The sequence below is a fragment of the Pontibacter russatus genome (assembly GCF_009931655.1).
Lineage (GTDB): Bacteria > Bacteroidota > Bacteroidia > Cytophagales > Hymenobacteraceae > Pontibacter > Pontibacter russatus.
Map to the genome: position 1 here is coordinate 2,615,688 of NZ_CP047984.1, position 19,126 is coordinate 2,634,813.

At 56.1% G+C, this 19,126-nt stretch carries 14 protein-coding genes; 5 read left to right on the plus strand and 9 right to left on the minus strand.

Translation table 11 applies throughout. The features are described 5' to 3' along the window. Positions 1–25: 25 nt before the first annotated feature. The 3 genes from GSQ62_RS10530 to rpoN all read right to left on the minus strand — a co-directional run bounded on the left by GSQ62_RS10530 (position 26) and on the right by rpoN (position 2,997). Complete coding sequence (locus GSQ62_RS10530; RefSeq protein ID WP_161889463.1) at positions 26–337, minus strand: hypothetical protein; 312 nt, start codon at positions 335–337, stop codon at positions 26–28. Between the two features lie 50 nt (positions 338–387). Further along, complete coding sequence (gene yiaK / locus GSQ62_RS10535) at positions 388–1,371, minus strand: 3-dehydro-L-gulonate 2-dehydrogenase (protein ID WP_161889464.1); 984 nt, start codon at positions 1,369–1,371, stop codon at positions 388–390. A 180-nt stretch (positions 1,372–1,551) separates the two neighbouring features. Next, positions 1,552–2,997: an RNA polymerase factor sigma-54 gene (gene rpoN, locus GSQ62_RS10540; RefSeq protein ID WP_161889465.1), complete on the minus strand. Its 1,446-nt coding sequence runs from the start codon at positions 2,995–2,997 to the stop codon at positions 1,552–1,554. Between the two features lie 322 nt (positions 2,998–3,319). On the opposite strand from rpoN, the gene asnS reads away from it, so the two are divergent. Then, positions 3,320–4,759 carry an asparagine--tRNA ligase gene (asnS, locus tag GSQ62_RS10545; protein ID WP_161889466.1) on the plus strand — a complete coding sequence of 480 codons (1,440 nt, stop codon included), beginning with the start codon at positions 3,320–3,322 and terminating at the stop codon, positions 4,757–4,759. Positions 4,760–5,019: 260 nt separating this feature from the next. On the opposite strand, the gene GSQ62_RS10550 is transcribed toward asnS, so the two are convergent. Continuing rightward, complete coding sequence (locus tag GSQ62_RS10550; RefSeq protein WP_161889467.1) at positions 5,020–6,009, minus strand: aspartate-semialdehyde dehydrogenase; 990 nt, start codon at positions 6,007–6,009, stop codon at positions 5,020–5,022. Between the two features lie 397 nt (positions 6,010–6,406). Between GSQ62_RS10550 and GSQ62_RS10555 the strand changes: the two genes are divergently transcribed. Together GSQ62_RS10555 and GSQ62_RS10560 are read left to right on the plus strand one after the other, a co-directional pair. Then, entirely contained in the window at positions 6,407–7,513 is a 1,107-nt protein-coding gene (locus GSQ62_RS10555; RefSeq protein WP_161889468.1) for a polysaccharide deacetylase family protein, read from the plus strand. A 55-nt stretch (positions 7,514–7,568) separates the two neighbouring features. After that, the gene (locus GSQ62_RS10560) at positions 7,569–10,154 is read left to right on the plus strand and encodes a lamin tail domain-containing protein (RefSeq protein WP_237586583.1); all 2,586 of its coding nucleotides are present in this window, start codon (positions 7,569–7,571) and stop codon (positions 10,152–10,154) included. A gap of 244 nt (positions 10,155–10,398) precedes the next feature. Here GSQ62_RS10560 and GSQ62_RS10565 read toward each other — a convergent pair whose 3' ends face one another. The 5 genes from GSQ62_RS10565 to GSQ62_RS10585 form a co-directional block, all read right to left on the minus strand. After that, the gene (locus GSQ62_RS10565; protein ID WP_161889470.1) at positions 10,399–11,622 is read right to left on the minus strand and encodes an alpha/beta hydrolase family protein; all 1,224 of its coding nucleotides are present in this window, start codon (positions 11,620–11,622) and stop codon (positions 10,399–10,401) included. A 427-nt stretch (positions 11,623–12,049) separates the two neighbouring features. After that, on the minus strand, positions 12,050–13,507 hold the full coding sequence (locus tag GSQ62_RS10570; RefSeq protein ID WP_161889471.1) for a TolC family protein: 1,458 nt from the start codon (positions 13,505–13,507) through the stop codon (positions 12,050–12,052). Next, positions 13,497–14,858 (minus strand): HlyD family secretion protein, encoded by a 1,362-nt coding sequence (locus GSQ62_RS10575; protein ID WP_161889472.1) that lies wholly within the window; start codon positions 14,856–14,858, stop codon positions 13,497–13,499. Before GSQ62_RS10575 ends, GSQ62_RS10570 begins: the two co-directional genes overlap by 11 nt. Before the next feature lie 6 nt (positions 14,859–14,864). Then, on the minus strand, positions 14,865–16,604 hold the full coding sequence (locus GSQ62_RS10580; protein WP_237586584.1) for a peptidase domain-containing ABC transporter: 1,740 nt from the start codon (positions 16,602–16,604) through the stop codon (positions 14,865–14,867). Then, positions 16,597–17,310, minus strand: a complete 714-nt coding sequence (locus GSQ62_RS10585) for a TetR/AcrR family transcriptional regulator (RefSeq protein WP_161889473.1) — start codon at positions 17,308–17,310, stop codon at positions 16,597–16,599. The genes GSQ62_RS10580 and GSQ62_RS10585 overlap by 8 nt, the downstream gene beginning before the upstream one ends. 236 nt (positions 17,311–17,546) lie before the next feature. Here GSQ62_RS10585 and GSQ62_RS10590 point away from each other — a divergent pair, with 236 nt between their 5' ends. Next, the gene (locus GSQ62_RS10590) at positions 17,547–17,738 is read left to right on the plus strand and encodes a hypothetical protein (protein ID WP_161889474.1); all 192 of its coding nucleotides are present in this window, start codon (positions 17,547–17,549) and stop codon (positions 17,736–17,738) included. Beyond that, positions 17,735–19,003, plus strand: coding sequence for a DEAD/DEAH box helicase (locus GSQ62_RS10595; protein WP_161889475.1), 1,269 nt, complete (start codon positions 17,735–17,737; stop codon positions 19,001–19,003). The genes GSQ62_RS10590 and GSQ62_RS10595 overlap by 4 nt, the downstream gene beginning before the upstream one ends. Positions 19,004–19,126 lie beyond the last annotated feature (123 nt).

Here is a 19,126-nt window from a genome sequence, read left to right on the forward strand (position 1 = left end):
CTCGAATAACTGCTGGCTTTAAGCATTATCTTATTGTCATGCGCCTATATAACTTGACAGCATCAGGCTTTAAACTTACAGGCTTACCTTTTTTCAAAGTTTTTCCAATGAGTGTCTCTATTGTTTTAATACTTCGCTCTGAGCATTGTATCTCTCCTTCAATCCAATTATCCCAGCCAAATAAGACCTCTTCTCCTTCTTTTTCAAGGATGATAAAGTCAAAGTCAACTCGTGCGTCGAAACCATCATATCTATAAGCCTCTCCCCAATTATCAGACTTCAGTAGACTGATGATTTTGTTCCACAGAAGTGTTTCAACATTTGTTACTGTTACCATTACAATTTCGCCCAATTAACCGCTTCCTATAGAATATGTATATGCCTTTCTCACAGCGCCAGCACCTGCTGCCAGATGTGCTCATTCACCGGGATGCCCCCTTCTGCATTGCGGCGGCGCGTGGCTAAAGAACTCTCTCCAGGGTACCGGATCTCACCTTCCCCATCCAGCAGTCCGCTGCTTTTGGTGTATTGGATAATACGCCCGCTGATGCTCTCGTCTATATGGTTGGCGTTGATGCACAGGAAAAGCTGCGACACCCCGGCCTCGCTTCCGGTTACCGTGATTTCGCCTGTCGTGCGCCCGTCGCTGAGCGAGGCCACCAGCACATCCAGCACCAGCGACAGCCCGGAGCCCTTCCAGAAACCAATCGGCAGCGTTCGCTTCGTCTTTCTGATCTGGGTTGGATCGATGGTCAGCTGCCCGTGCTCATCGTAGCCGCCAGCCACCGGCAGCTCTTTCCCCTTCAGCTCATACTCCTGCAGCTTGCCATACGAGAACTGCGACATGGCCATATCCAATACGATATGGCCTTCCTTTCGCGGAATGGCGATCACCAGCGGGTTGTTGCCCAGGCGCGGATCGGTACCGCCCCAGGGAGGCATGTTGGCGATGGTGTTGGTGGAGCATATACCGATACAACCGGCGTCTGCGGCCTGCCAGCCGTACGTGCCGGCCCGCATCCAGTGGTTGGTGTTCCGGACAGCCACACAGCCCATGCCATTTTCCTTGGCCAGCGCAATGGCGCGTTCCATGGCTTTGGTGGCCGTATACATACCGGGGGCCAGGTGGCCGTCCCACTGCTCCGTCACGCCGTTTTGCGCCACCCTCTCAGGCTCCGCGTCTACCGCAATCAGCCCGTCCCGCACCATCTGCACAAACACCGGAAAACGGTTCAGGCCATGCGAGTACACGCCGTCCCTGCTGTTCTCGGCAAATATGCGGGCGCACAGGGCCGCTTTTTCCGCTGCAAAATTCAGTTTCAAAAGCACGCGCTCGAACTGCGCCTGCAACTCCTCAAAAGATACTTTCATTTCCTGCTGTATAAAGTCTCTGAAAGTTTAACGGCAGTTGCCGGATGAAGGATAGCTGAGAGACATGCGCCGCTGTTGCGTGTTCTCACCAACAGCCTGATGGTCAAAAGACACAACAAGGGCAGTCAGGCGAATGTCATATATACCCTATATAGCCAAGCCTGCTATATATAACCGGCGCTACAGCTCCTTGCGCAGGCGCGCCACCGGAATGTTCAGCTGTTCGCGGTATTTGGCTACCGTACGGCGGGCAATGTTGTAGCCTTTGTCGTTCAGCATCTTCTCTATTTTCTCGTCGGAGAGCGGCTTGCGCTTGTTCTCGTTGTCGATGATCTCCTTGAGGATGTGCTTCACCTCACGGCTGCTGGCGTCTTCGCCGGAGTCGGTGGCGATGCCTTCGGAGAAGAAATACTTGAGCGGGTATATACCGAACTCGGTCTGCACGGCCTTGCTGTTGGCCACGCGGCTCACGGTGGATATGTCCATGCCGATCTCCTCGGCAATGTCCTTCAGGATCATCGGGCGCAGCTCGCTCTCATCGCCCTCCAGGAAAAAGTCGTGTTGGTATTTGATGATAGCCTCCATGGTGCGCAGCAGCGTGTTCTGGCGCTGCCTGATGGCATCGATAAACCACTTGGCCGCGTCCAGCTTCTGCTTCACAAACGTCACCGTCTCCTTCAGTTTCTTGTCCTTCTTGTCTGATTTGTCGTAGGCGTCGAACATCTCGGCGTAAGAGCGGCTGATGCGCAGGTCCGGCGCGTTGCGCGAGTTAAGCGAGAGCTGCAGTTGCCCGTTGTCGTTGGTGAGGATAAAGTCAGGGATGATGTACTGCACCCGCATCATGCCGGCACCGGCGCCACCCGGCTTTGGGTTCAGCCTGATGATCAGGTCCACGGCCTTCTTCAGCTCGTCTTCCGTGATGTTGAACTTGCTCTGTATCTTCTGGTAATGCTTCTTCGAGAACTCATCGAAGGCCTCGTGGATGATGCGCTCGGCCAGCAGCGTGGTGGGGTCCTGCTCGCGGCGGGCCAGCTGCAGCAGCAGGCACTCGGGCAAATCGCGGGCGGCGATGCCGGCGGGGTCGAAGGTCTGGATCATGCGCAGCACCTGCTCCACCTCCTCCTCCGTCGTTTCGATGTTCTGCGAGAAAGCCAGGTCGTTGACGATGGCGTAGAGGTCGCGGCGGATATAGCCGTCGTGGTCGATGCTGCCGATCAGCTGCATGCCGATGTTATACTGCTTGTCGTCGAGGTCGAGGAAGCCGAGCTGGTCCATCAGCGAGTCGGTGAGCGAGGAAGTCATGGCGATTGGCATCTCCCGGTCTTCCTCATCGCCGCCGCGGTCGCCCTGCATCTTGTAGCCGCTTATCTCGTCGTCGTTCAGGTAGTCGTTGATGTCTACATCCTCGTTCTTGCCGTATTCGTCCTCGCCGTAGTCCTCGTCCTGCGACTCGTTGAAGTCCTCGGCAGGCTCTTCCCGCCCCTCTTCCAGGGCCGGGTTTATCTCCATTTCCTCTTTTATGCGCGCCTCCAGCTCCACAGTAGGTATCTGCAGCAGCTTGATAAATTGTATCTGCTGCGGCGATAACTTCTGGGACAAAAGTTGTCTTAAATCGAGTCGCTGCATAGGTTTTAAAGAAAAGAAGTGCCCGTAGGTACACCTCCAAATTTAGGATAATTTTACTTGCATTTACAAAAAAGGTTAAAATATCGTTACTTTGGGAGGTTTTCGGAAAGACGCGTATTGCGTATCACGACACACGTATCACGTATCAAGAAAAAAGAGCCTCAGACAAAGGGGAAAGACTTCGGAAGTATTATAGAAAGTATATAACCGCTTCATCCGGATCTCTGCTTATATGTCATACGTCGAACCAACTCCGACTTTAGCTTTGAGAAGTCGTGATACGTGATACGTGCGTCGTGATACGCACATAACAACCTTACACATGCAACGCATAAAAGTAAAAGACCTGCTGACAGGCGCCGAGGCGGGCAAAGAAGTACTGCTGAAAGGCTGGGTGCGCACCAAGCGCGGCAACAAGTTCGTGAGCTTTATCGCCGTGAACGACGGCTCCACGATAAACAACCTGCAGGTGGTGGCCGAAGCGGAGAAGTTCAGCGAGGAAGCGCTGAAAGACGTGACGACCGGCGCGGCCATTGCCGTGACCGGCGAGCTGGTGGCCTCGCAGGGCAAGGGGCAGGCCTATGAGGTGCAGGCTACCCGCATTGAGGTGCTGGGCAAGGCCGACCCGGAGACCTACCCACTGCAGAAGAAGGCGCACTCGCTCGAGTTCCTGCGCGAGATCGCCCACCTGCGCTTCCGCACCAACACCTTCGGGGCTGTATTCAGAGTCCGTAACGCCCTGGCTTTTGCCGTACACCGGTTCTTCAACGAGAAGGGCTTCGTCTATATGCACACGCCTATCGTGACCGCCTCCGACGCGGAGGGTGCCGGGGAGATGTTCCGGGTAACCACGCTGGACCCCATCAACCCGCCACTGACTGAGAGCGGAGCGGTAAACTACGCGGAGGATTTCTTCGGCAAGGCCACCAACCTGACGGTGTCGGGGCAGTTGGAGGGCGAGCTGGCAGCCATGGCCTTCAGCGACATCTATACCTTCGGCCCCACGTTCCGGGCGGAGAACTCCAACACCACGCGCCACCTCGCCGAGTTCTGGATGATTGAGCCGGAGATGGCGTTCTACGACCTGAAGATGACCGCCGACCTGGCCGAGGAGTTTATCAAGTACATCATCCGCTACGCGCTGGAGCACAACCGCGAGGACATCGAGTTTCTGGGCCAGCGCCTGGCGGAGGAAGACAAAGCCAAGCCGCAGCACGAGCGCCAGGAGATGACGCTGCTGGAGAAACTGGAGTTTGTGGTGAACAACAGTTTTGAGCGCATCACTTACACCGAGGCCATCGACATCCTGCTGAACTCGAACCACTACAAGAAAAAGAAGTTCCAGTACGACGTGAGTTGGGGGGTAGACCTGCAGAGCGAGCACGAGCGCTACCTGGTGGAGAAGCACTTTAAAAAGCCGGTGGTCGTGACGGATTACCCGAAGGACATCAAGGCGTTTTATATGCGCCTGAACGACGATGGCAAAACCGTGGCCGCCATGGACATCCTGGCGCCGGGCATCGGCGAGATTGTGGGCGGCTCGCAGCGCGAGGAGCGCCTGGACCTGCTGGTGGAGCGCATGAAAGGCGTGGGCATACACGAAGAAGAACTTTGGTGGTACCTGGATACCCGCCGCTTCGGGGGCTGCCCGCACGCGGGCTTCGGCCTCGGCTTCGAGCGCATGGTACAGTTCGTGACCGGCATGGGCAACATCCGCGACGTGATTCCTTTCCCGCGCACGCCGCAGAACGCAGAGTTTTAGGCGGCTGCCTCTATATAAACTGGTTATATATAAAAAGAAGCCCGGTCCTATATGGCCGGGCTTCTTTGTGCAAGCCTTCGCCTCCCGGCATTCAATGGCTCAGCGAAGTGTTTATGTATAACAGGACACAGCAAACGAAAGCTGCCTATATATAACCCATATATAAAAAGGGAGCCACTTGGCCCCCTTTTTTGCTTCCAGACTTTCCAGGTCCGGAAATGTTGTTTATATAGCTACGTGTGCCGTAAAAGGCAGGAAACCTACACCAGCTCGTGCTTCATCAGGTACTCCGCAATCTGGACGGCGTTGGTGGCCGCGCCCTTGCGCAGGTTGTCGGCCACAATCCACATGTTCACGGTGCGGGGCTGTGTTTCGTCGAGGCGCACGCGGCCTACCAGCACCTCGTCTTTGCCGTGTGCGTCCTTCGGCATCGGGTACTGCAGGTTCTTCACGTCGTCCACCACTTTCACCCCCTCTGTCTCGTTCAGGATGCGGTAGATATCGTCCAAAGAAAAATCTTTTTCAAACTCCACGTTCACCGACTCCGAGTGGCCACCCATCACCGGGATGCGCACTGCCGTGGCCGTTACGCGAATCGAGTCGTCGCCCATGATCTTCTTTGTCTCGAGGATCATTTTCATCTCCTCCTTGGTATAGCCGTTGTCCTGGAACACGTCGATGTGCGGCAGCACGTTCAGGTCTATCGTGTAAGGGTAAGCCTTCTCTCCGTCTTTGCCGTTGCGCTCGTTCATGAGTTGGTCCACGGCTTTTTTGCCCGTGCCCGTCACCGACTGGTAGGTGCTCACCACGATGCGCTTCGCCTGCAGTTCCTCGTGCAGCTTGTTCAGCGCCACCACCATCTGGATGGTCGAGCAGTTCGGGTTTGCGATGATCTTGTCTTCCGGCGTCAGCTCGTCAGCGTTGATCTCGGGCACCACCAGCTTCTTGGATGGGTCCATGCGCCAGGCCGAGGAGTTGTCTACCACCGTGATGCCTGCCGCGGCAAACTTAGGGGCCCACTCCGTGGAGGTGCCGCCGCCCGCTGAGAAAATCGCAATCTGCGGGGCGGCCGCAATCGCGTCCTGCATCCCGATAACCTTTATCTGTTTACCCTTAAACTCCATCTGTTTCCCAACAGACTTCTCTGAAGCAACCAACAACAGCTCATCCACCGGAAAATTACGTTCTTCCAGCACTTTCAAAATTTCGCCGCCAACCAATCCTGTGGCGCCTACAACTGCTACTTTCATTGTTTTTAGGTATATAGATAAATAATTAGTGTGCCGATTCTCAAACCGCCGAAACGGCCGCTGGCTTATATAGCGCATCGTCTCGGCAGCTATATGCCCGCACGCAGCCCGCTACCGTATCAAGCGTTCTCCTGCTTCGTAAGTTCCGGAAGCAATGCGTGCAGCCACCCTGCAAGTTGCTGTGAAGCAGCCTGAAGAATGCGAAATATCCGCAAAGTAACGAAGTTTTGTTCAGAAGAATGCAATAGAAACGAACATTGCCTGCAAAATCTATAATATCGCCCTCCTGCTGGCTGCAGCGAACACTAAGCACTCAATAATTTTAACAACTAAATTTTGCATTTTGAAGTTAACAGGCTATTACTGCACAGGTTTACCTATATATAAATATGGCACTATGGAGAAATTTCCACTGCTGCTCCTGCTTGGCATCTTCCTGCTGGCGACTGCCGGCACTTTTGCCCAACGCGTAAAGCCAAAAACCCCGACGGCAGTGCCGCCAGGGCAGACGTATGCCGAAAAGCTGGGCTGGAAAAAAGGCGACCGGGTCGTGATTCTGCACATCGACGATGCGGGCATGTCTTATGACTCCAACCTCGGCACCATTCGCGCGCTGGAAGAGGGCGTGGCGAACTCTGTCAGTGTGATGATGCCCTGCCCCTGGGTGCCGGGCTTCGTGCGCTACCTGAAGGAGCACCCTTCCGTAGACGCCGGTTTGCACCTGACGCTCACCTCTGAGTGGCGCGACTACCGCTGGGGGCCGCTGGTCGGGAAGCCTGCCGCCCCGGGCCTGGTGGACCTGGAGGGGGCTTTGTGGCCGTCGGTGGGGCAGGTGGTGGAAAGCGCCTCGGCTGATGAAGTGGAAAAGGAGATTCGGGCGCAACTGGAGCGGGCACGCGCAATGGGCTTTGAGCCGACGCACCTCGACTCGCACATGGGCACACTTTTCGCCACGCCGGAATTTATGGAGCGCTATATAAAAGTGGGGGTGGAAGAAAAAATACCGGTCATGTTTCCGGGAGGGCACAACAGCTTCCTGGCGGAGCAATACAAGGAAGAACACAAGGCCCAACTGATACGCGAAGGAAAATATATGGAAGGGCAGGCCGTGCCAACTCCGCCCATCCTGGCCCAGACGCAGCCCGTGGGCCAGCAGATATGGAATGCCGGATTGCCGGTGCTCGACGATCTGCACAACACTTCCTACGGCTGGAAGCTGCCCGCCGGAACGCCCGCCACCCCCGAAAACCTGCGGCAGATGAAGACGGAGAAGTATATAGACGCGCTGCGGAACATGAAGCCGGGGCTGACGATGGTCATCATGCACTGCACAGACCCCTCGGAAGTTTTCGGGAAGATTTCAGACTCCGGCGCTACCCGGCAGGGCGACCTGCTGGCGATGCTGGACCCCGCGCTGCGGGAAACCATCCGCCGGGAAGGCATCATCCTAACCACATGGCGCGAGGTAAAGGAGCGGCGGGACAAGGTGGCAGCAGCAAAATAAATCTGCCGCTTCATCAACTCCTCAGGCAGCTAAAGCTGACACAATGCAGTGGCCTATGCGATATCCCTTACTTGTTCTATTACTGCTTCTTCCACTTTTCGCGCAGGCACAACTGCGCGAAAGCTTCTCTGACGGCGATTTCACCCAAAGTCCCGCCTGGTCAGGCGATATAAGCAGCTTCATCATCAACGGGCAAAGCCAATTGCAAAGCAACGGCCCGGCTGTAACAGGAACCACTGTACAACTGGTTACCTCATCACAGGCGGTGACGGGTACGGTGTGGGAGTTCTGGGCCGAACTGAAACTGGCTACTTCTTCCGGCAACTACGCTGATATTTACCTCCTCTCCGATGCGGCGGATTTGGGCAGCAGCAACACCAGCGGTTATTTCGTGCGCCTCGGCGGCACACCGGATGAGGTCAGCCTTTTCCGGAAAGATGGAGGCAAGAGCCCGGTATATATCATCAACGGCGAAGACAAAACCCTCGGCAGCAGTACCGGTAATGTAGTGCGGGTGCGCGTCAGCCGGAGCGTAGCGGATATATGGCAACTGGACATCGACCTTTCCGGCACCGGGCAAAACTACGTCAGCCAGGGCACCACCACGGATTCCATATATAAGCGCTCCGAATACTTTGGCGTGCTGCTACACTACTCCTCCGCCAACAGCCAGAAATTTTCCTTCGACGATTTCACCATCACCGACGCGCAGCCTCCCGTGCCGGACGAACGGCAAGTTATCAGCCCGCAGGAACTGACACTCCGATTCAATGAGCCGCTGCAACCGGCACAGGCCGGGGACGAGGCGAATTATACCCTGAACGGCAGCCAGAAACCCATCATTGCGGAGCTAACGGAGGCAAACACGGTGCGGCTGGTTTTCAGCCGGGATTTCAGTGGCGGCACAAATACCTTGAGCATCGCGGGTTTGTCCGACCTATATGGCAATGTGCTGACGGCTCCTGTTGAAGTGCCGTTTGATTTTGTGCTGCCCGCCATCCTGCCCGACTACAACCAACTGCTCATCACCGAAATAATGGCCGACGAAGCCCCTGCCCTGGGGCTGCCGCCGCAGGAATACATCGAGCTATACAACCCCACCGACCAGCCGCTTTCGCTCCAGGGCATCCGCCTCTCCGACGCCACCTCCACGGCCACTTTCCCGGATGTACAGCTGCAGCCCAAAGCGTATGCCGTGCTGGTGCCCAGCGCGCAGGTAGAGCGCTTCAGTATATATGGCAACGTGATTGGCGTCAGCAACTTTCCGGAGTTGAACAACGGCGCGGAGGTCTTGCAGCTGCGCCGGCCCGACGGCAGCCTTATATATGCCCTGAGCTACAGCGATGCCTGGTACAAAGATGTCGCAAAGCAGGAAGGCGGCTGGAGCCTGGAGATGATAGACGTTACCAACCCCTGCGCTGGCAGCAGCAACTGGACAGCCTCCGCCGATCCGCGCGGCGGCACCCCCGCACAACCCAACTCCGTTGCCACCGCTAATCCCGACAGCACGCCCCCGGTGGTCAGCAGTGTAACAGCTGTTACGCCCACACAAGTACTGCTGCGCTTCAGCGAGCGGCTCGACAGCACGCAGGCCACTGATATAGGCAACTACAGCCTCAGCCCATATATGGCTATCACCCAGGTAGAGGTGGTCGGGCCGCTGTTTATGGAAGTGATGTTGCAGCTATCCGAAACCTTGCAGGAGCGGCAGCTATATACCCTGAACGCCAGCGGCCTCACCGATTGCTCCGGCAACCTCAGTGCTCCGCAGCAGGCTGCGTTTGCCTTGCCCTCTGCGCCGGAACCGGGGGATGTGGTGCTCAATGAAATCCTGTTCAACCCGAGGCCCAACGGGGTTGATTTTGTGGAACTGGTGAACCGGAGCGGAAAGTACATCGACCTCCGGAACTGGCAACTGGCCAACTCCCGCAACGACAGCGTTACGGGCCACCGCACCATCACCGCCGATCATTATATACTGGAACCGGGGCAATATGTGGTGCTCACGACTAATCCGGAGAACATCCGGACAAACTATCCCGCCGCCCCGGAAAAGGCTTTTCTGCGGATGAGCGCCCTACCGTCTTATCCCAACGAGGCGGGGACAGTGGTGGTGTTGCAGCCGGATGGACAGGTGGCTGACCGCTTCAGCTATGATGAGGAAATGCATTTTGAGCTGATAGATGACGTGAAAGGCGTGTCGCTGGAGCGGGTGCGGCTGGAGGGACCGTCGCAGGCAAGCAATTTCCATTCGGCGGCCAGCACCGTGGGCTTAGCCACGCCCGGCTACCGCAATTCCCAGGCGCAGGCGGAAGTGGCGGCGCGGCAGTCGTTTCAGGTGGAGCCGCCCGTTTTCTCCCCTGACGGCGACGGCCACGAAGACTTCACCACCATCAACTACAGCACAGCACAAACCGGCTTTGTGGCCAACATCACCGTCTTCGACGCCCAGGGCCGCGAAATCCGCAGGCTTGCCCGCAACGAATTGTTGGCTGCCAACGGCTTTTTCCAATGGGACGGCCTGCGGGAGGACGGTGCCAAAGCAGCTATCGGCTATTACCTGTTCTACATCGAGCTTTTCGACCTGAACGGGCAGAAGCGGGAGTACAAGGAGAAGGTGGTCGTGGGCGGGAGGCTCTGATAAGTGGCTTCGTTATACAGCTGCCTGCAATGCCGGTTTCAACTACCCCTGCCCCTCCTTGTACAAGGAGGGGAGTCTGATAATATAGTTTAAAGCTGCAACGACTATAGTTGGAGATACTACAGGTGCAACAAACTCATTATATATAGCCATCCGCATGCAATAAGCAGGAAAGTAGAAGGAGTAGGTAAAACTCCCCTCCTTGGATAAGGAGGGGCAGGGGTGGTTGGATAAGCTATCAGTTTTACTCACCAAACGACTGTATCCACGGAATCAGCGTTTGCAGCATCGGCACGAACGAGCTGCCGTGGGTGCCGCCCTCTATCGGGATGAGCTCGGTTTGTTCGGCGCCCTGCGCTATAAAACGGTCATAGGTGATGCGGGAGTTTTCGAAAGGCACGATGTCATCTGCCGTGCCGTGGTAAAGGCGCGTCGGGCTCTGCGGCACCCAATCCAGGAAACTGTTGGCCTGTAGTGCCTGCTTCAGCGTCGTCTCCTTGCCTGCGTCTCTGAGACCATGGAAAAAGGCAGGGGCAAAAAGCTTCTCCGGCTTTGTCGTCAGGCTGCGGTTGATGGCGCTGCCACCGTTCTCCCCGTTAAAGAGCAATGGCAGCTTGCTGGCGTAGGGCTCCTGGAAAAACGCTGAGAGCGGCCGGTTCCAGTTGTTGGTGTGGATATAGGACTGCAGCACGTAAGCCAGGTAGGACGGGTACGAATATTCCTGCCCGGAGGCCACACCCGCCAGCATCGCTGTTAAATCGTAGCCGCCTGCGCCTGCGGCCGAGGCCGTTACCCTCAGGCCGTGCGCCGGGTTTGTCTCAATCTCCTGCTGGGCTGCCAGTGTCACGTAGCCTCCCTCAGAATAGCCCATCAGGAACAGCTGTTCATTCACAGGCACCTGCTGCTCCCCGGCAAAGGCTTTGGCGGCCTTTATCATATCTACCACCGCCAGCGCAGAGTGCTTCTGGTCGTAATACGGATGGAAAATATCCTCCGACTCCCCAAAACCTATATAGTCGGGGATAAGCGTGACATAACCGGCGGCGGCAAAAAGCTCGAACCCGGAGAGGTCGGTAAAGTTCGTCGGGGCTTCTGATTTCCGGAAGATGGTGCCATGCTGCGCACTCAGGATGGGAGCGGGCGTGGCCATGTGCTGCGGCACACATATCAGCCCGGAGGCCCTAATCCCCCTGCCCTGGTACGTGGTATTATAGATGACTTTGTAGACCGACACGCCATACTCGATCTGATCGGCGTAAGCGGCATAGCCCTCCGAAGTGGCGATGGACTGCAGCATCTGCTGCGGCACGCTCACCAGCAACTCCGACGATACATAGTAGTCGGTATAGTCTTTCTCAGGTGCGGCTGCCGCCGTTTCGGCGGCAGCCGAAACCACCTCTTTCTCGCAGCCGGTGTGCAGAAAGAGGGAGCTCAGCAAAATTGTATAGGTAAGGAAGTTTTTCAGCACGGGTGTATTATTTTAAATGGCAGCAAACACAACACTGTTGGTGCTTTGAAAGTGCCATATATCCTCGTGCCTGGGAAATATACAGAGCTACTGTTCCGTCAGTTGGTTTATATATAACCCCTTCCAGCGATGCAGAATTTGTGCTGCGAAGCGTGGACAGCAAATTTCCCGCGCCTTCTTGGGTTATATATAAAAAGCATTCGCAACGGATACTGCGCGCAAAGGCGTTCTACAGAACCTGACCCTCCGGAGGGGAATCTGCAGACAGGTAAAATGCAATGCGCCTGAACCAGTTGACAGTGATAGAAGGGAATAGGCAAGTCAGACTTTGTTCTCTTCAATGTGGGTTTTCCTGACAGTTTATGGCGGGATACTGTCCGCAGCAACGGTGCTTAGAACGTCTGTGCTAAAAGCGTCATCAACCTATTCACTCCACTGGAATTTCGCCTGCTGACCAATAGAGCATCGTTTTGGCTTTGGCGTACTTTGCCCGGAGGGCATATAGCTTCAGCTGAGATTCCATGAGCTTTACTTCGCGGGCGTTCACCAGAAACAGGGAGCTTTCGCCGTTCTCGAAGCGGACAACTTCCCCGTTGCGGAGCGTTTCGGCATTCTCTACCATTTGCTCCTGCAGCCTTATCTGTTCCTCCAGTGCCAGCCACTCGTTGAAGGCAGCCAGAAGGCTGTTTTCAACTTCGCGGGCAGTTTGCGTCAGCTCCAGGCTGTTTGCCTGCTGCTTGGCTTTGGTGAGCTGCAGCTTTCCCCGCTCCTCCCGCAGAAACAAGGGCATACTAAAGCTCACCCCCAACTTGTAGTTCGCACCCAGATGCTGGCGCTCCAGCACATCAGGGTTCAGGTAAAAATCGCTTTGCAGCACGTTATACTCTGCGTTTAGCTTGGGCAGCAGTTTATTTGCGGCAAAGCGCTGCTCTACCTCCAGTTGCCGCCCCTTCAGGATGAGTTTGCGCAGCTCGGGGTGGTTTGCCCTGGCAATCGCCAGCAGCTGCTGCACCGAGTCCTGTGGCAATGCGGTGAGTTCGCTGCCAAGCAAGGCTGGTACTGTTGTTTCCTGCAACTCCAACGGTACCTGGTCCGGCCCCCAAAGGTGCGTGGCCACCGTCAGCCTGGAGTTGTTGTACGCCAGCTGGGCCTGTTGCAGCATGACCATCCGCTCCTGTACCGCCACGAGGGCCTCCACGGTATCGATGGCGGCGAGGTCTCCTTCCTGCACGCGTATGCGCACTCCCTGAAGCCGGAACGACGCCAGTTCCAGCGCCTCCTGGTACAACTGCACTTCCCGGAAGTACAGCAGCCAGTCCCAGTAGTCTTTGGTAGACTGCAGCAGCAGCTTGTTGATGAGCTTTATCCGCTCTGCCTCTGCAATGCCCTGCATCAGGTTTGCCTGCTTGAGAATAGCGCGCCGCTCGTCTATGAACAGTCCCTGGCCCAGTGGCACAGAGATGCCGGCATAGCTCAGGCCTTCATCAGGCGTGCCGCTCTCCGGGTTCAGGTACTGCCCCTGCGTCTGTTCGTATCCGGCTACCAGCTCCGGCCCAAACCAGGTGGGGATGCGCAGGGTGTTGCTCCAAAGGCTATAGTACTCCTTGCCGTTGTATTCTTTGCGGTAAACTTTACTGCTGATAACAGGATCAAAGGAGCCGCGCGCCATCCGCAGCTCCTGCCGTGCCTGCTCTGTGAGCAAGGCCGCCTGCGAGGCAACCGGGTGGTGCTGCAGGATGAGGCGGTGAAAGTCGCGGAGCGTAAGGGCCTGAGCCGAGTCCTTTGCCTGTGGCTGGGCAGCAACCGGAGCCTGTGCCCAGGCGGCAGGCGTCCCGGACACAAGCAGCACAAGCGCCAGCAACAGAAGTATATGGTTATTCTTCATAGCTCGCCTGTGCTTTGCTGTCTTTAGCCTCTGTTTCCGTGGCACCTGTGTAATCTGCCGGGAAGTTGTTCAGCAGCCGCCAGAGCTCGTACCAGATAGGCACTGTGTTCAGCATTGCCCAGCCCTGCACGCCGGAGCCGACACGCAGGGCGGCAGGCCAATCCTCCTGCTTCGGGTCAGGCACCACCAGCAGGCGGTACTTGCCGTTGGTGCCCGTGTTGTCTATCACCGCCACTTCGCCGCCGAAAGTACCGAAGCTGGCACCGGGCCAACCGGAGAACACCAAGGCGGGCCACCCCTCAAACTGCAGCCGCATGTCATCACCCAGTTTTATCAGCGGGAGGTCCAGTGCATCCACATACAGCTCCGCTGCCAGCTGTGGGTTATGCGGCATAATGGTTGCCAGCGCCTCGCCCTCTTTCACCGTCTCGCCGATACCCGCTTTCAGTGTCCTGACCAGGTACCCGGCCTGGGGCGCCAGGATGTGGTAGTACCGGCTTCTGACCTGGGTGCTGTTGTACTCGCTCTGTAGCTTGGCCACCTCCGCCTGCGTGCCGAGTACGTAAGAGCGGGTGGCATTCAGCTCTGCCTCCGCCTTCGCAATCTTATCCGCATACGCTGCCTGCAGCGAGTTCAGCTCGGTCCGGGCGTTCTGCAGTTCTGCGCGGGAGGCGTCATACTTGTTTACCGAGGATAAAAGTTTTGCCTGTGCCTCCTGCAGTTTCAGGCGGCGCTGCTCCAGTTCCGTCAGCGACTTCAGGCCCTGGTTGTACAGGTTTTCCTGCCGGACGAACTGCTCCTCGGCAATCCGAAGTTCCGTGCGTTGCGCCACCACGTCCATGCTGTCGCTCTGCAGCTTCAGGCGCGTTTGCTCTACCTTGTTCCGGCCCTTCTGCAGGCTGAACACCAGGCCCTCCCGCAGCGCCTGTATCTGTTCCCGCATGGCCCCGGCTTTGTCTCCGGTTGCCACGGCAGCCCCCTGCTTTGCCTCCAACTGCTCTTTAATGTTCACGAGCAGGTTCGGGTCCATGTATTTTTCTTTTATCTCGGATAGGCTGGCGATGGTGTCGCCTTTGTTCACAAAAGCGCCTTCCATCAGATGCCACTGCTCAATACGGCCTGCTATAACGGACTCTACTGTCTGGGGCCTGTCCTGCGGCGTAAGGGCTGTCAGCACACCCTGCGAGTTGATGTTCTGGGTCCAGGGCAAAAAGAGGCACAGCACCACCACCAGGAAAATGCCCCCAATCCAGTAGGTGAGCACGCGGCCCTGTCGGGGTGTCTGCACCTGCTTCATCGCTTCCAGGTGCATATAATCTGTCTGGCTGTTGTCTTCTACTGTCTTTGCCATGGCTTTTTAGGCTGTTACTTCTGTGAGTTCCTTCAATAGCCCGTGCTGGCGTATCTGCTCATAGCTGCCAGAGGCCACCAACCTTCCGTTCTGCAGCAGCAGTGTGCAGTCGCAGAGCTCCATCACGTCCAGGTCATTCGATACGATGATCATTGTCCAGTCAAACTGCTCGCTGGTGAGGGTGCGCATCAGGTGCATCTTTTCCTTTTTGCTCATGCCTACCCAGAAGTCGTCTATAATGAGCAGCTTGGGGCGCCTTACCAAGGTGCGGGCCATCACTATTTTGCGGGCAATGCTACCCGGCAGGCGCTGGCTCCCGCCAACCAGGTAAGACTGCAGCCCTTCCGGCAACGCATGCACAAACTCACTGAGCCCTGCCAGGTCAATCGCCCACAGCACGTCCTGCATCGGCAGGTCTCCGCCCATGGTTATGTTATCCAGCAGGGTTCCGTCAAAAACCTGATCCTTCGACATGTTGTCGCCTATCAGGCTGCGCAGGTTGCCGATGTGCAGGTCACGGAGCGAGACGCCGCTGTAGATGATGCTGCCTTCATAGGAGGGGTACAGGCCCAGCAACAGGCTGACGAGCGTACTCTTGCCGGAGTTGTTGCAGCCTGCCAAACAGACGCGCTCCGATGGTTTTATGTTGAAGCTGATATTTTCGAGGGCGTCATTTTTTTCGTGCGGGTAGCGGTAGCGGAGTTGTTGTACCTGTATGCCCAAGCCGCCTTTTAGCGGAAGGTCCTCCAGTTTGATGCCCTTCACTTCCTCGATAGGCAAATCTGTCACTTGGCCTATCTTGTCCAGGCTTGTCAGCACATCATACACCGTGTCCAGCTTTATAATGATCTTTTCCACTGCTGTCATAATCAGGATGATGATGATTTCAGATGCTACGAACTGGCCGATGTTGATTTCCCGCTGCACCACCAGGATACAGCCCAGCACCAGCAGCCCGCCTGTGATAAAGGTCTTGAAGCCCACAAAGCTGAGGTACTGCGTCATCAGGACGTTGAAATGCTCCTTCCGCACCTTCAGATAATTGGTTACGTAGCCGTTGGTGCGCTCCATTGGCAGGTTGGTGTGGCCTACCAGTTTATACGTGCTCAGGGAGCGGGCCATCTCCTCCAGCCAGGCCACCAGCTTGTACTTGTACTTCGATTCCCTTATGCTTGTCTCCACGCCTTTTTCGCCGGTGCTCCAGATAATAAAGACGAGCACCACCACCAGTATTATCCCTAAAAAGATAAAGTAAGGATGATAAAGCGAGAGCAGGAGCAGGCCGAAAATGATTTGGATGACAGCAGTGGAGAAGTCCAGCAGTATCTTGGCCAGCCCTTTCTGAAGCGATACCACATCGAAAAAGCGGTTCATCAGCTCGGGCGGGTAGTATTTGTGCAGGGCCTCTGCCTGCAGGCGCGGTATACGGTAGGCGAAGTCGAAGGCGTGCCTGACAAAGATGCGCTGTTGCAGGTACTCCACCAGCCACAGCTGCATCACCTGCAGGCCACCCACGATCAGCAAGGCCAGCACGATCAGCCCTATCAGCACCACCACCGAAACCGGTATCTGCCCGCTGGACACAAAGCCGATGATGCTCTGTATGCCCAAAGGCAGCGCCAGACTGATGAGTCCTGCCGCCACAGCATATACGTACAGGTATATGATTTCGCGCTTCTCAATAGCGAGCAGGTTCAGGAAACGCTGCATGGGCGCTATATGCTTTTGCTTGCCGGGGTTAGCCATGGGTTTGCTGCTTGCTTAGTTGTGGTGTACTATCTATGGCCGAGAACAGCAGGTGCTCCAGGAAGTGCATTGTCTCCTCTTCTGGATGCTGCGCCTCCTTTATCTCTGTGAGCGAGGGCAGGTGCCTGGCAAAGTACATTTGCTGGTGTGCCGCCTCCATGACGGTGCTGATGAGCGCATGCGGGTATTTGTAAGCCGGGTTTACTTCGAGTACCATCTGCGCCAGGCGGCGGCAGAGGCGCTTTATCTCCAGGAAGTAACCTTCTTTGTTTTCGGCATCCACCTCCTTGGTGTGGTACACTTTAGACGACTCCGCCACCACAATGCGGTACAGGATGCGCTCGTCTATATAGGCCACATTCGGGTCATCGTCCTGCCCAGCCTTTGTCAGTATATACAGCGCCCTGCGCAGGCGCTGGCGCGGGTCCGCGATGTTGTGCGTCTGGAACGTAACCGTGTAGTCTACCCAGGCCCAGTACCACGAGACGAGATACACCAGCAGCTTGTGCTTGTTCTCGAAATAGCGGTAAACGGAGGCCTCTGTAGAACCTATTTCCGCTCCCAGTTTCTTAAAAGTGAATTGCTCAAAACCCAGTGCATCAATCATCCTGATGCTTTCCGAGATAATCCTTCTGCCCAGTTCCGTGCTCTCTGGCTCGCGCAGGTAAGAGTTATGATCCAGGGTGAGGTGTATGTTGGTGGCCATTGCTGTCGTTGTCCCGGTTTTATGTTTTTAAGCCCCTACTGTTCATAGGAGCGCTTATGCTGGAGAAGCGTTATGAAATGATGCGCTTTTATGTGTAATAGCTTTACTATCAGAAATGTTTTCAAAACTATTATATTTTTTCCCCTGCAGTCCATATAGGCGGGAGCTTCTTCTAAGGCGGCTGTGTGCAGGCGCTGTATGGAATCTATCTCGCGGTTGGGGAGAATAAACAGGTGATGGAAGAACAAGCAGATTGCCGTATGGGACAAGGATCCTCTTATCTATATATACTGGCTAACCCATTCGGGCAGGAGCGCGGCGAAGGGGCAGGGAACGCGCAGGCAGAAGATGCCGAAAAGAAGCGTTATCTTTACGCCTCACTTTTGCCGTATGAAAAGGCAGGGGCCACGATAACCGCAGCAATATGAAGTTCGAAGATTACCGCATCTCCGAGGAAATAAAAAAGAGCCTGGACAAACTGGGCTTCCGGAAGCCGACCGATATCCAGTTCAAAGCCATTCCGCCGATCATGAAGGGGGAGGATGTGCTGGCCATCGCCCAGACCGGCACGGGCAAGACGGCGGCCTTCGCCATTCCGGTGCTCGACAGGCTGCAGTTCGGCAAAAACCGCCGCCGCGAGGACGGCATCAAGTGCGTGGTGATGGTACCGACGCGCGAGCTGGCGCTGCAGATTACGGAGGTGTTTGAGCAGATCGGCCGCGGCACCCGCGTCAAAACCTTCTGTGTATATGGCGGGGTGGAGCAGGGGCCGCAAATCGCGAAACTGGAGGCGGGCATTGACATACTGGTGGCCACGCCGGGCCGCTTGTTCGACCTCGTGAGCCAGGGCTATATCCGGCTGGAGCGCGTGGAGATACTGGTGCTCGACGAGGCCGACCATATGCTGGACCTGGGCTTCATCCACGACATCCGGCAACTCATCACCAAGCTCCCGCGCAAGCGCCAGACGCTGTTTTTCTCGGCCACCATCAACGAAACCATCAAGGAACTGGCCTACTCGCTGGTGAACAAGCCGGTGCGCATCCAGATCTCCCCGAAAGACCCGGTGTCGAGGAACGTGGACCACTCGGTGATGTACATGGACATGGACGACAAACGCTACTTCCTGGAGCGCGTGGTGAAGGAAAATCCGGACAAGAAAATCCTAGTGTTTGTGCGCACCAAGGTGCGGGCCGAGCGGGTGATGAAGGCGATGGAGCGCGTGGGCATCCAGAGCATGACCATCCACGGCGACAAAGAGCAGAAAGACCGCCTCGACGCCATGAAAAAGTTCAAGAAAGGCGACGTGAAACTGCTGATCGCCACCGATGTGAGCGCGCGCGGCATCGACATCCCCAGCGTGGAGTACGTGGTGAACTACGACTTGCCGGAGCAGCCCGAGAACTACGTACACCGTGTGGGCCGCACCGGCCGCGGCACCGCCAAAGGCATCGCCGTGTCGTTCTGCAGCCCCGAGGAAAAGCCCATTCTGGACGAGATCCAGACTTACCTGACCAAAGACATCAAGGTGCTGGAGGTGGACAAGGACGACTACGAGGCCACCATCGACTTCAGCGCCGCCGCCACATACGACTGGAAAGCCCTGCTGCGGGAGGCCGAGGAAACCGATGAGAAAATAAAAGCCTCCAAGGCCAAAAAAGCGAAAGCCAAGGCGAAGAAAAAGAAGAAGTAAGTTTATAGACTTAAGACGCAGGATTTTTAATATGCAATGGGCTCTATATCATATATAAATCTATATCATATATAAACAGTAGAGAACCGGGGCAACGTTACATCATTTTCACCTGAAGCTATA